The organism is Streptomyces hypolithicus, from assembly GCF_052934925.1.
The window spans coordinates 4,372,777-4,385,411 of the sequence record NZ_CM128811.1 but is presented as its reverse complement, the minus strand read 5'-3'; the positions used below and the strand labels follow the sequence as shown (position 1 = coordinate 4,385,411).

General features: G+C 71.4%; 12 protein-coding genes, 1 tRNA gene and 1 pseudogene. 6 read left to right on the top strand and 8 right to left on the bottom strand.

What is annotated here, in order from left to right:
• The first annotated feature begins 57 nt into the window (after positions 1-57).
• Complete coding sequence (locus ACU6WZ_RS20720) at positions 58-570, top strand: hypothetical protein (protein WP_447029595.1); 513 nt, start codon at positions 58-60, stop codon at positions 568-570.
• Here the strand turns inward: ACU6WZ_RS20720 and ACU6WZ_RS20715 are convergent.
• From ACU6WZ_RS20715 to ACU6WZ_RS20705, 3 genes are all read right to left on the bottom strand, one after another.
• A complete protein-coding gene (locus ACU6WZ_RS20715; protein ID WP_447034164.1) occupies positions 527-685 on the bottom strand; it encodes a relaxase domain-containing protein in 159 nt (52 codons plus the stop codon). The two genes, ACU6WZ_RS20720 and ACU6WZ_RS20715, sit on opposite strands and share 44 nt — an antisense overlap.
• Before the next feature lie 10 nt (positions 686-695).
• On the bottom strand, positions 696-1,187 hold the full coding sequence (locus ACU6WZ_RS20710) for a relaxase domain-containing protein (RefSeq protein ID WP_447029594.1): 492 nt from the start codon (positions 1,185-1,187) through the stop codon (positions 696-698).
• 631 nt (positions 1,188-1,818) lie between these two features.
• A tRNA-Val gene (locus tag ACU6WZ_RS20705) sits at positions 1,819-1,890 on the bottom strand.
• Positions 1,891-2,059: 169 nt separating this feature from the next.
• On the opposite strand from ACU6WZ_RS20705, the gene ACU6WZ_RS20700 reads away from it, so the two are divergent.
• From ACU6WZ_RS20700 to ACU6WZ_RS20690, 3 genes are all read left to right on the top strand, one after another.
• Entirely contained in the window at positions 2,060-2,818 is a 759-nt protein-coding gene (locus ACU6WZ_RS20700) for a DUF4097 family beta strand repeat-containing protein (protein WP_447029593.1), read from the top strand.
• 80 nt (positions 2,819-2,898) lie between these two features.
• Positions 2,899-4,290 carry a hypothetical protein gene (locus ACU6WZ_RS20695; protein ID WP_447029592.1) on the top strand — a complete coding sequence of 464 codons (1,392 nt, stop codon included), beginning with the start codon at positions 2,899-2,901 and terminating at the stop codon, positions 4,288-4,290.
• A gap of 194 nt (positions 4,291-4,484) precedes the next feature.
• Complete coding sequence (locus ACU6WZ_RS20690) at positions 4,485-4,715, top strand: FmdB family zinc ribbon protein (RefSeq protein WP_447029590.1); 231 nt, start codon at positions 4,485-4,487, stop codon at positions 4,713-4,715.
• A 70-nt stretch (positions 4,716-4,785) separates the two neighbouring features.
• Here ACU6WZ_RS20690 and ACU6WZ_RS20685 read toward each other — a convergent pair whose 3' ends face one another.
• Positions 4,786-5,445, bottom strand: coding sequence for an O-methyltransferase (locus ACU6WZ_RS20685; protein ID WP_447029589.1), 660 nt, complete (start codon positions 5,443-5,445; stop codon positions 4,786-4,788).
• A gap of 81 nt (positions 5,446-5,526) precedes the next feature.
• On the opposite strand from ACU6WZ_RS20685, the pseudogene ACU6WZ_RS20680 reads away from it, so the two are divergent.
• Positions 5,527-6,153 (top strand): annotated as a pseudogene (locus ACU6WZ_RS20680) (DedA family protein); the annotation flags it as partial.
• Here the strand turns inward: ACU6WZ_RS20680 and ACU6WZ_RS20675 are convergent.
• Genes ACU6WZ_RS20675 through ACU6WZ_RS20665 form a run of 3 tightly spaced genes read right to left on the bottom strand, consistent with a single transcriptional unit; the run spans position 6,122 to position 10,735 of the window.
• On the bottom strand, positions 6,122-6,952 hold the full coding sequence (locus ACU6WZ_RS20675; protein WP_447029587.1) for an HAD family hydrolase: 831 nt from the start codon (positions 6,950-6,952) through the stop codon (positions 6,122-6,124). The pseudogene ACU6WZ_RS20680 and the gene ACU6WZ_RS20675 overlap by 32 nt on opposite strands.
• Positions 6,949-9,546 carry a phosphoribosyltransferase gene (locus ACU6WZ_RS20670; protein WP_447029586.1) on the bottom strand — a complete coding sequence of 866 codons (2,598 nt, stop codon included), beginning with the start codon at positions 9,544-9,546 and terminating at the stop codon, positions 6,949-6,951. Before ACU6WZ_RS20670 ends, ACU6WZ_RS20675 begins: the two co-directional genes overlap by 4 nt.
• A 28-nt stretch (positions 9,547-9,574) precedes the next feature.
• A complete protein-coding gene (locus tag ACU6WZ_RS20665) occupies positions 9,575-10,735 on the bottom strand; it encodes an HpcH/HpaI aldolase/citrate lyase family protein (RefSeq protein WP_447029585.1) in 1,161 nt (386 codons plus the stop codon).
• A 245-nt stretch (positions 10,736-10,980) separates the two neighbouring features.
• Between ACU6WZ_RS20665 and ACU6WZ_RS20660 the strand changes: the two genes are divergently transcribed.
• Entirely contained in the window at positions 10,981-11,796 is an 816-nt protein-coding gene (locus ACU6WZ_RS20660) for a TerD family protein (RefSeq protein WP_447034163.1), read from the top strand.
• 54 nt (positions 11,797-11,850) lie between these two features.
• On the opposite strand, the gene ACU6WZ_RS20655 is transcribed toward ACU6WZ_RS20660, so the two are convergent.
• Positions 11,851-12,591 carry a TerD family protein gene (locus ACU6WZ_RS20655; RefSeq protein WP_447029584.1) on the bottom strand — a complete coding sequence of 247 codons (741 nt, stop codon included), beginning with the start codon at positions 12,589-12,591 and terminating at the stop codon, positions 11,851-11,853.
• Between the last annotated feature and the right edge of the window lie 44 nt (positions 12,592-12,635).

Sequence of the window (12,635 nt, the reverse complement as noted above, 5' to 3'; positions counted from 1 at the left end):
CGAAGAACCTGGCGACCGGCTGCAGCAGGCGCGCGGCCCGTACAGGGAGGAGTCGTCATGGAGACGACGTCGTCGAAGCTGCCCCAGCTCACCCCGGAGCAGATCTGGCGGGCCGGCGACTACGTGGAGCTGGTCTGGCGGGACCAGGGCGGCGACCAGGAGCGGGCCGCGCTGGGGGAGTTCCATCGGGACGGCGAGGCGCTGGCGCGGCTGATGGGCGAGTTCGGCGCGCTGCTGCTGGCCGACTACCTCACGGTCGTGCCCGACGAACACGCCGACTGCGAGTCCGGGTACGTCCTGGGGCAGCTGGTCACCGTGGCCAGCCGGTACCTCAAGCGGTGGTGCCTCGCGGGCGGTGGGGCGCAGGCCGCCTGGATCGCGGCCGGCTTCCTGATCGAGTGCATGGAGGAGGTCGACCTCCACCCGCCGCGAGCAGCTCCTCACACACCTCCGTCGTCATCGTCAGGGTGTAGAGCGTCCCGGCCGCGACGACGTGCTGGTACAGGCGGACCGTGTCGAGGGCGCCCTACACCCACTTTCCGTCGTCGTCCAGGCGCTGCACCCGATTGAGGATCAGGCAGTGGTCGTGAAGTAGAGGGAACGCGTGGCGGTTGTCGAAGTGCCGGAACCGCGCGACCACCAGGGCCGGTGCCTTTGCACGCTTGCGGCCGGACGCCCACCGGATCTCCGCGACCTCATCCTCCAGCCAGCGCAGCGACGGTGGCGATGGCCCGCTCGTGCGCCCGCTCGATGACCCGGCGCGTCCTCTTATCCCCCAGCGCCCACAGCACGATCAGGGACGCCTGCGGCCGGAACACGAAGTCGAGGGCGAGCAGCGGGGTCTGCTTCTGCTTCTCGATCTCCTCGATCGGCTTCCCGAGGACGGTCTCCAGCCGTGCCGTCTCCGGGTCGGCGCCGTCGTCCAGGCGCTCGCGCTCCATGCGGTCGGCGTCCGGGTGCCGGCCCATCCCGAACAACAGCTCCATCTGCCGCTCCGTCACCACCGAGCCCGCAGTGAGCCCGAGGGCGGGCAGGCCGCGCCCCATCCACACCCCCGGCGGGAGCCCGGCTTCCTCCTGGGCGTCCTTCAACGGCATGCGCGCCGGACGGCGACCGTCCCCGAAGGCCACCCCGCGCACGTAGTACCGCCAGGCGTGCCGCTTCTGGACCTTCGCCACACTGATCATCCCCACAGGGGACACCGGCTCTGACCTGTGGAAAAGCACGATCCCGTGGGGCGGGACAGTTCACCGGAACTTCACGGCCGATCCCGCCTGGCGGGCGCCGGCGGCAACGTCGAGCCCGCCCGGCGAACACCGTCTTTCGCTCTCACCGCCCCTACAGGGGGCCGTGCAAATGCTGCGCGACAGGCAGCCACCCACACCTCACACACCACAACAACCGACAGCAGCCGACTCCACCGTCAAGGCGCGCACACCCACGTATCGCTCCCCCGGCCACCGGCCAAAGACGCTCCGCCCCGCACCACGTCACCGACTCCCTTCACCCCAGACAGACACCCACAGCCCCCGGCCCGCCGGGGGCTTCGTGCTTCCTGGAGGAGCTCCACACGATCAAGGAGACCCTTGGTCACTCAAAGATCGCAGTGACGAGCGATACGTACATGCACCTCTTGCCGGAGGTGGACCGGGCGGTGGCGGAGCAGATGGCGAAGTTGGTCCCGATGGAGCACGGAAACAAGATCGTTAGCACCCCCGCTCACGCGTCGCTCACACAAGAGGCCCCGGACGAGGTGTCGGGGGCCCCTGTTCGGAACCCTGAAGAGGTTCCGATGCAGGCCAGGGGCCTGCCGGTGAGTGGGCGCGGACGGTTTCGAACCGCCGACATCTGCTTTGTAAGAGCAGCGCTCTACCCCTGAGCTACGCACCCGTGGATGAGGCAACAGCGTACATGGCCCGTGGGGACGGACCGTAATCCGATGGCCGTCGGGGGTGGGGTAAACCCCACCCCCGGGCCGGTGGCCGGCCCTATCGCTGGGGGCGCGGCGAATTCGTACAGTGAGGGCTCTTGCAGGGGACTACTTGGGGGACCGATCACCATGGCGCTTCGCACCCGTACCTTCCTGGCCGCCGGCGGGGCCGTCGTGGCGCTGGTCGCGTTGAGTGGGTGTGGCGATGTCGAGGCCAAGGACGCGCCCGCCGAGGAGCGGTCGTTCGCGTTCAGTGGGCGGACGCTGACCATCGACGCCGACGAAACGGACTTGGAACTGGTGCCGGCCGATGTGTCGGACGTCGAGGTCACCCGGCGGGCCGACGGATGGGTGTTCGTCGGGAACGGGCCCGAGTCGACCTGGGACATGGCGGACGGGACGCTGCTGCTGCGCCAGAAGTGCTCCGCGATGGCCAGCGACTGCGAGTCGTGGCACCGCGTGAAGGTGCCGCGCGGGGTGGCGGTGACGGTGCGGGGCGACAACGGGAGCGTGAGCGCCGCCGGGTTCGACACCGCGCTGACCATGCGCTCCGACAACGGGCGGGTGGCGGTCCAGGACTCGTCCGGCCGGCTGGACCTGACCAGCGCCAACGGGGAGGTCGTCGCGGAAGGCGTCTCGTCCAGGTCCGTCAGCGCGACCTCGAACAACGGGAGCGTACAGATGTCGTTCGACGTCGTCCCGGACCTGGTCGAGGCCGTCAGCGACAACGGCGAAGTCGGCCTCGACGTCCCCAGGGCCACGTACAACGTGCAGGCCAGGAGCGACAACGGGGAGATCTCGATCGGCGTCTCGCGCGACCCCGCCAGCCCGCACGTCCTGCGGGCGAACAGCGCCAACGGGGAAGTCACCGTGCGAACCGCGAACTAACAGGCCCGTGTGTTCGTCACTACCTGGTGGGAGAATGAACCGACCGGGCGGGCGGGACGGACACAGCACGGGAGAGGGATGTGACGGCGACACAGGCGCAGTCGTACACGCAGCGAGTACGCCGCCGTACGAAAGCGGGTGCCGCCGGGGGCGGCGTCGCTGATGCCGTCACGCTCGTACTCCTGCCGGTGCCGCTGCTCGCCGCCGCGCTGTCGTTCGCCTTCGCGGGCGGCGGTACGAGGCGCTGGTTCGGCGGCCGCGGCGAGAATGTGCGGGCCGAGGCGCAGGCGGCCAAGGACGAGGCCGCCGCGGCCTTCTACGAGCTCGACACGGCCCAGCGCGACCTGCGCATCTCGATCGAGACGATCACGGCGGTGGACAGTTCGCCGCGGGCACACCGGGCCGTGGAGGACTTCGCGACGCTGGGGCGGCGCATCGACGAGGTCAGCAACATCTACATCATCGCCGTCGACGCCCACGACCTCGACCGGGACGACCTGGAGGCATCGACCGCCGCCAAGGCACGCACGGAGCTGACCAGGGCCAAGGACGAACTCGTACGGGTAAAGGGCGAGCTCGACCGGTACGAGCAGGGGCTCGGCCCGCTCCTCGACACGGCGGAGACGCAGCTGGCCCGCCTCGCGCCCGCCGTCGAGCGGGCCCGTCAGACGCTGCTGGCGGCGAGCAACGCGCTCGATTCCGTACGGGCTTCCGGGCTCGGGGCCGATGATCTCGCGGCACGCCTGGCCGCCCTGGCCCCCGAGCTGACGAAGCTCAATCAGGGCGCCGGGCGGCACGGCGTGCCGGAGACGTTGCAGCGCGCCGACCAGGTGCTGCGCGACGCCGAGGCGGTGCGCACGGAGGCCGAGCGGCTGCCGGAGCGGGCGTCGGAGATCGACCGGCGGCTCGTGTCGCTGCGGACCCGCGCCCAGGCGCTGACGACCCGGGCGGGCAAGGTCGAGCCGATCCTGAGCGAGCTGCGGCGCCGGTTCACGGCCGCGTGCTGGCAGGACCTGCAGGCCGTACCCGCGCAGACCGCGAGCACCGTCCAGCAGGCCGAGGAGAAGATCAAGGAGGCGGCGAAGGCCCGCGAGGAGCAGCGGTGGCCCGACGCGACGGCTCTGCTCAGCACGGTCCGGGCGCTGCTGAACTCCACGGACGAGGCGGTTTCGGCGGCCGGTGACCGGCTGCAGCGGCTCAACGCGGTGGCCAAGGACCCGCAGCAGGAGATCGAGCGGACCCGGTTCGCGATCCGGGACGCCCAGCGGCTGGCCATGGCCGGGCGCAATACGCCCGATCCGCACCATGCCCGCCCGCTGGACGATTCCGTGGCCCGCCTGGAGCGGGCCGTCGCCGCTCTGGAGGGCCGCCACCCCGACTACTGGCACTTCCTGACCGAGACCGAGGGGGTGCGCCGCACGGTGGCGCGGGTCGTCGAGCAGATCCGGGAGGAGCGGGGCGCGGGCTCCTGACAGGCCGCCGGAGTCAGTAACGGCCTGGTGCGCGATAGGGGACGGGCCCGCGACGCCGGCTACGGCACCTCGCCGCGTTGGCGAAACTCCCTGATAGCTCCGCTATCAGGATGCTCCGCCGTCGTGCGATGCACCGCATCCGACGCCGCGGGCTGATCCGCCCCCTATCGCGCACCAGGCCGTAACCTGTGCGCATGCCCCGTTACGAGTACCGCTGCCGCGCCTGCGACGCCGGCTTCGAGCTGAACCGGCCGATGGCCGAGTCCTCCGCCCCCGCCACCTGCCCGGACGGGCACGCCGACACCGTCAAGCTGCTGTCTGCGGTCGCCGTCGGCGGGACCGCGCGGTCCGCGGGCCCCGCGCCGTCGGCCGGCGGCGGTGGTGGGGGCGGAGGCGGCTGCTGCGGCGGGGGCTGCTGCGGCTGAGGGGCGGCCCTGCGGCTTCGCGGCGCCCCGCCCTGCGGCCTCGCGGAGCCGCGGCCATGCGGGGCCACGGTCAGCGCTTTCTGGAGAGCGTCACCCCGTCCGCCACCGGGATCATGATGCTTTCCATCCGCTCGTCGGCCGACACCCGGTCGTTGAACTCCTTGATCGCCGCCGCGCCGCCCGTCGCGTCCGGGTCGAGCACCCCGCCGTGGAAGAACACGTTGTCGGTGGCGATCACCCCACCCTGCCGCAGCCTCGGCACCAGCTCCTCCCAGTACCGGACGTAGTTGCCCTTGTCCGCGTCGAGGTAGGCGAAGTCGATGTGCGGCTCCTCGGGCATGGCCCGCAAGGTGTCCAGGGCAGGCCCGATCCGTACCTCGACCCGGTCGGCGACGCCCGCCTTCGCCCAGGCCTCACGTCCGTACGCCGTCCACTCCTCTGAGATGTCGCACGCGATCAGCTGCCCGGAGACGGGCAGCGCCTGCGCCATCGCCAGTGCGGAGAAGCCGGTGAAGGTGCCGACCTCGACGATGTGCCGGGCGCCGGTCAGGCGCACGAGGAAGGCGAGGAGCGGCCCCTGTTCCTCGGCGGACTGCATGCCCGCGTGCTCGGGCAGCCGTGCGTACGTCGTGGCGACGAGCTCGCGCTGCACGGCGTCCAACGGCGGATTGTGCGCCAGCATGTACGCGTACAACTCATCGGTGATCTCGGTGCTGTTCCCCTTGCTCATCGCACTCCCTGCCCTCACGCCTGCGGCTCGGCTTCAGTCGGCTTCAGCTTGGCTTCAGCTGCGTGTTCCTAGTGTGGTCGCATGGCCGTAAGCAGCGCACAGCAGTGGATCAATTCCCTCATGGACACGATGGGTGCGCCGGGCGCCGGGCTCGCCATCGCCCTGGAGAACCTCTTCCCGCCGCTGCCGAGCGAGGTGATTCTGCCGCTGGCCGGGTTCTCGGCCGCCAGCGGGAAGATGGGCCTGATCGCCGCTCTGCTGTGGACGACCGCGGGGTCGGTGGTCGGAGCACTCGCCCTGTACGGCCTCGGGGCGCTGCTCGGCCGGGAGCGGACCGTGGCGATCGCCCGCAAAGTGCCGCTGGTCAAGGTGTCCGACATCGAGCGGACCGAGGCGTGGTTCCAGCGCCACGGGACCAAGGCGGTGTTCTTCGGGCGGATGATCCCGGTCTTCCGTAGCCTGATCTCGGTGCCGGCGGGGGTCGAGCGCATGCCGCTGCCGGTCTTCCTGGGCTTGACCACGCTCGGCAGCGCCATCTGGAACACCGCTTTCATCCTCGCCGGCTACAAGCTGGGCGAGAACTGGCAGGACGTGGCGGGCTACGTCTCCACGTACTCCAAGGTGGTGCTGGCAGCGGCTGTCCTCGCGGTGCTCGGCTTCGTCGGCGTCCGGCTGGTCAAGCGGCGGGGTGAGCGGCAGCAGCGCGGCTGAAGCGGCGCAGGATCTCCTCGCCGGCCGCCACGCCCACCTCGGGCAGGACGGTGACCTGCGGGGCACTCCAGCCGGAGTCGGCCAGCTCACCGTGGCCCGGACGCCAGCCCCGGTCCGCGGCCAGCAGCAGATCCGCGTCGAGCAGGGAGTCACCGGCGGCCAGGGTGAGCGTGGTTCCCGCGCGGCGGGCCACCTCGTACATCGCCGCGCTCTTGGTGAGTGGCTTCGGTACGGCGTAGATCTTGCGGCCCTGGAGCGAGACCGTCCAGCCGCGCGCCTCGGCCCACTCGCCGAGCTCCTTGACCCACTCGTCCGGGAGGAGCGCCCGTTCGACGACGAGGTATGCGAACAGGTCCTCGGCGACCCGTTCCTTGAGCAGCCACGCCCGGTCGGCGGCGGAGACGAGGTGGGCGCGGATCTCGGCCAGTGAGGCGCACTCGTCGGCGAGGGTCCTGGCCACCTGGGCCTGCCATCCGGGGTCGGAGACGCCCTCGACGAGGAGGTGGCCGCCGTTGGCGCAGATCGCGTACCGGGGGGTGGGGACGGGCAGCCGGATGCGGTGGTACTGCTCGCGGGTGCGGGTGGTCGTCGGCACGAAGCAGGCGTCGGCCGCGAGTTGCCCCATCAGGGCGGCGGCGGTCTCCGTCACGTAGGAGAGGGGCTTGCTGTCGTACACCTCGACGCACAGCAGCCGTGGTGCCTCGGCGTCGGGCATGGTCAGGCCGAGCGCCGCCGAGGAGTAGATCAGGGTGCGGTCGAGATCGCTGGCGACCAGGACGGGCGGGGTACTGGTCACTTCGCCGCCACCGCCTTGCCGTCCGCGCCCGTGGCGCCCCGGGTGAACTTGGGGTGGATCAGGCCGACGCAGGTGTAGGGGAGGCCGTCGACCTCCTCGACCGGGACGCCGCGCTGCTCGGCGAGGAGCCGCACATGGTCGAGGTCGGCGCCGGCGTCGCGCTTGGCGAGGATCTTCCACGGGACGCGGCGCAGCAGCACGCGGGTGGTCTCGCCGACTCCGGGCTTGACCAGGTTCACGTCGTGGATGCCGTACTCCTCGCTGATCCGCTCGACGGCCGCCCAGCCCTCCCAGGTGGGGGCGCGGTCGGCCGCGAGCAGGTCCTTCACCTCGGCGCCCACGGCGTCGGCGACCTCGTCGAAGCGGGCGGCGATGGTGTCGAGGAAGTACGTGGACACGTCGTCGTCCGCCAGCTCTCGGTAGAACTTCGCCCCGTGGAAGTCGTCGGGCCCGACCAGGTCGGAACGCAGCACCGTACGCGAAATCAGGCCGGACACGGTGGAGTTGAGGCAGGCGGACGGGATGAGGAAGTCCTCGCGGGTGCCGTACGTGCGGACACAGCCGCCGGGGTCGGCGAGGACGGCGATCTCCGGGTCGAAACCGGGGGTGCCGGTGGCGGTGGCGAAGGCGTCGAGGGCCTGGGCCAGTTCGCGGGTGATGGCGCCCTTGCCGGTCCAGCCGTCGACGAAGACGACGTCGGCGGGGTCGTGGTGCTCGGCCAGCCAGCGCAGCGCCCGCTCGTCGATGCCCCGGCCCCGGACGATGGAGACGGCGTAGTGCGGCAGGTCGAGGCCGTGCCGGTGCTGGGCCCAGCGGCGCATCAGTACGCCGACGGGCGTACCGGCGCGGGCGAGGGAGACCAGCACGGGGCGCGGTGAGCGTTCGGCGAGGACGGTCTCGGTGACGGTGCCCACGGCGCGGGCGATGCGGGCCGCCGAGGTGTCCAGGGCTGCCTTGAACAGCTGCTGGTACTGGGCATTGGGCTGGTACTCGACGGGCAGCGACTCGGCGTAGTGGGCGCCGCCGCTCTGGATCGCCTCTTCACGCTCCTCGGTGGGCGCCTCCAGTTCGACGTCCGACAGGTCCTGGAGGAGCCAGCCGACGTCGTCGGGCGCGTAGGAGGAGAAGGCGGGGCCGCGCAGCGGCTCGGGCATGGACGGCTCCTGCCGTTCGGGGGCCGACCGAGGTGCGGCGGATACGGGCGCGAAGGGTATGGCGGCTGTGCTTGTGCCAGGTACACCGGGTACACCGGGTGCGCCGGGTACGTACGTGGGGACGACGGCGAGCACCACCTGCCCGGCGTGGGCGGCCAGGCAGGCCAACAGGCCGTTGGTGGCGTGCAGTTCGGGGGTGTCGGCGGCGGAGTCGACGACGGCCACCACGGCGTCGAACCCGGCGCCGGCGACGTTGTAGGCGTAGCGCGAACCGGGGCCGTCAGCGGGGTTGTCGTGCGCGGGGAAGACGATCCGGGTACGGATGGCGTACCCGGGGTCGTCGACGGCGAGGACGGGTGAGCGGGTCGTGGTCGAGTACCGCACCTCGGCGCCGGTGTGCTCCGCGAGCCGCGCCTCAAGGGCGGTGGCCAGGCGGAGGGGGGCGTACATCAGCTCCTCGAAGCCGAGGACCAGGACGCGGCGGGCGTCTTCGGGCAGCGCCGCCGCGATGCGGTCGGCCATGCCGGGCAGGGCTGCCTCCAGCGCGGCCCGGTGCGCGGGCGCGAACCCGTGCCGGCCCCCGTCGGGCACCCCGAGGGGCCACCCGAGCGCGACCCGCACGGCCCCCCGGCCACCGACGCGGCCGACGCCGACGCCCGCGCTGGTGGGCTGCGCCGACTCGTACTCGGCGACCAGGGCCTGCCCCTTCTCCAGTACGTCGTCCGGCAGCCGCACCGTGCCCGAGGCCGTCGCGATCAGGTCGACCCGGGCGCCGATCTCGCCCGCGAAGTCCTCCAGGCGCCGCCGGTCCCCGGCGGAGCGCATGTCGGCCAGAGCCACTATCACGTACCAGCTGCGCGGGTGGCGTTCATCCAGGTCACGAATGGTGTTGAGCACCGTGTTGCCGGTGGAGAACTCGTCGTCGACGAGGACCAGCGGCCCCGCGCCGGCCAGCAGAGCGGGGTCCTCGGGCAGCAGCAGATGCGAGGTGGCGTGCGAGTGGGATTCCTCGAAGCCGCCCGCCGCGGCCACCCCGTCGACCGGTCGGCGCGTCGAGTGGAGGTAAGGCGCCACGCCCACGCCGTCGGCGACCGCGTGGCCGAGCCCGGTCGCCGTCTCCGCGTACCCGAGGACCACCGCACGCGCGGCCGCCTCCTCGCCGAGCAGCTTCCGTACGTCCTGGCCGAGCCCGAAGCCCGCGCCGTACACCCGCGAGGGCAGCTGCGGCACGTGTTTGCCCAGCACGTTCGACACCAGGAGGTGGGCGCGCCTGGGGTTGCGGCGCAGGGCGAGACCGAGCATGTCGCGCAGCCCGCCCGATCCGGCACGGTCGCCGCTGCCGCTCCTGCTGCCGCCGTCCTGCTCGCCGTCGCCGACGAGTTCGACGCCCAGCCGCTCAGCGACCCACGTCCCCGACCACACCACGTTGTCCGATCCCATCCCAGTACCCACGTCGGCCCGTATCCCGTTAACCGTTTGTCCCGGCGGTCAGCAGCTCCACGAAGCCGATGTCCTCGTGCGCCACCCCGAAGGCGTCGGCCCGCAGCAGGGTGCGTTCGGCCCACGCGCGGTGCGGCTTCACTTCGTTCATCTTGTTCGTGTACGCCGACCGCATCACTCCGCCGCCGTCCCGCTCCGGCCGCAGAATGTCCTGCGCGTCGCTGAATTCCTCGTGGCTGACCACCGACAGCGCATGCACGGGCAGCACGTGCGACGGATGGATGCAGGTCTTGCCGAGCAGTCCGTTCGCCCGGTCGAGTGAGATCTCGCGCAGCAGCCCGTCCATGTCGTGCTCGATGAGGGACGCGCGCAGAGCCTCCGCCTGCCCCGTGAAGGGGCTGCGGCGCAGCTGCGGCTTGAACATCCGCTCCTGGACACGGAAGTACTCCCACACGGGGCCCGTGATGGTGAAGCCGGTGCCGTCCGAGCGCCCCAGCACGTTGACCACGTCGGCGATGACCCCGGCCACGAGCTGGACGTCGTACGCCGTCATGTCGGGGGCCCTGCGCAGCCCGTACGCCGAGCAGAAGTCGGTGACGCCCAGGCGCAGCGCCAGCACCCGCTCCCGGTACTTGTCGACCGTGCGGGCGATGCCGCCGAGCGTCTCGGCCCTGGTCTCCAGGTGGAGCAGCTGCGGCGATTCCAGCACCGGCATCGCGAACAGCCGCTGCCCGCCTGCCGCCTCCGCGGCGGTCAGCGCCTCCAGGAACGCGGTGCCGCGCTCCTCGGTGAACTTCGGCAGTACGAATCCGGACAGCAGCCGCGCGGCGGGGCCGAGCCGCTGCACGAGGTCCGGGATCTGGCCGGGCTCGCGGACCCGGACGAACAGCAGCGGGGTCTGCCCGCCCCGCGCCTGGAGGTCGGCGAACTGCCGGACGAGGTTCTCCTCGGCACTGGTGACTTCGGCGTCGTCGATGGAGTCCTCCAGGCACAACACCATGGAGACGACCCCGCGCGCGGCCTGCTTGGCCACGTTGTCGGCGAGGTGGGGCCGGGTGGCCGGGCTGTAGAGCGTCGCGCCGAGAGCGGCGGCAAGGATACGGGCCGGGGATCCGGCGTCGAAAGCGACCGGCTCCCGGTGGAACAGGCTCGCTCGCACAGAGGGCGGAATATGCCCGAAATGACGCATCAAATTCCCCCCATGCTTCAGTGTCGGCCTAGCGCCGCGTGGCTGGTAATAGTACGTAAGGCCGGTGTCAAGAGTTCCCTGCCCGCATGAACGTCAGGTTACTCAGATGAAAGCACCAGTCCCTCTACCGCCAGTGGGCTGCCGACCGCCAGAGACCGGTTGGAGACAGGGTTGGAGACAGGGTTGGAGACAGGTTCCAGGCCACGAGGCCCCCGCGTTGTCCGCAGGGGCGCCGGGAAGGCAGGATTACCGACATGACGCACGCCATGCTGAAGGGCTCGAACGTCCCGCTCGACGCCACAGCCGTCCGGGCTGTGCTGCGCTGGACTCCCGGCCCGGGAGTCCCCGTGGTCGACGCCTCGGCCCTGGTGCTCGGCGCCGACCGGCGGGTGCGCTCCGACGAGGACTTCGTCTTCTACAACCAGCCCCGCCATCCCTCCGGGCTGGTCAGGAGCCTCGGCAGGAAGACCCTTCCGGACAAGGTCACCGATTCCGTCCAGGCGGAACTCGCGGCACTGGAACCCGCCGTCGACCGGGTCCTGATCGTCGCCTCGACGGAGGAAGAGGTCCCGTTCGAGCGCGTACGGGACCTGAGCATCCAGGTGTACGACGCCACCGCGGCCGGGAGCGGCGAACCGCTCGCGCACTTCGAGGTGCGGCCGGAGACCGGGGCGGAGACGGCACTGATCTGCGGCGAGCTGTACCGGCGAGGCGAGGGGTGGAAGTTCAGGGCGCTGGGTGAGGGCTACTCGAACGGGCTGACCGGGCTGGCCGCGGATCACGGCATCTCGGTCGAGGAGACGGATTCCGCCGCCGCCGACCCCGCCGAAGCGGCCGAGGGGGCGACCGTTGCCGCCGTAGCTGCGGCGACCGCGGAGCCGCCCACGCAGCCCGTGCCCACCGCGCCGCCCGCGTACGGCTACCCGCAGCCGGTGGCGGCCCCGCCGCCACCGTCGGCTCCGCCCGCGTACGGGTACCCGCAGCCGGCGGCGGCCGCCGCGCATGCCCCGGACCCGAACTTCCGACTGCCCCCGCAGGGACCCCAGTTCGTCCGGGGGTAGGGCCTGAACCGCGGCTCCGCCCCGGACCCGCTCGGCGAGGGCGAAATCCAGCCATCAGGCCTTGGTCTTGTAGCCGCGCCCCCACTGCAGTCCCCAGCCGTACAGCCGGTCCAGCTCCGCCTGGAAGCCGTAGACGAACTTCACCTCGCGGTGCACCACCAGGTCGCCCTTGACGTTCTCGACGGTGAAGACCGCGCACGAACGCGCCTGCGGGGCGCGCTCGTCCAGCTCGATCTCGATACGCGGACCGTTGCTCGGGAAGAGCGTGACGACGGCGTGCGTACGGTCAAAGGCCGGTGTCTGGTCGTATATGTAGACGAAGACCAGCAGCCGCTTGATCGCCTCGCTGTGGTCGAGGTTCACATAAACCGTCTCGCCCGACGGGGCGCCGAACCGGTCGTCGCCGCTCAGTTTGACGAACGGCGGTGCGTTCAGGCTCCCGAAGAAGCTGCCCAGTGGCTGCACGACGCCCTTGGTGCCGTCGACCAGCTCGTACAGGCAGCCCAGGTCGAGGTCGACGTTGACCACGCCCTGGGTGTGCGCCTGCACCACGTCCGGCTGGAAGAACCTGACCGTGCGGCGCAGCAGACTCCCGGTGCGCCGCTGCCTGCCGCCGATGTCCGAGCTCCGCGTCCGCCAGGACAGGTTGACTCGCAGGTTCCCGGTGTCCGCACCCTGCCGGGTGAGCGACACCGACGGGTTGCGTTTCGTCAGCGCGATCGCATTGGTCGCCGCGCTGCCGGCCCCGAACCGATCGGCCGCCCTGTCCCGTTTCAGGCTGTCCCAGATAGCCATCCCACCCCCAGGTGTGTCGTTGAGTCCCGGGGCCAACGCCACGG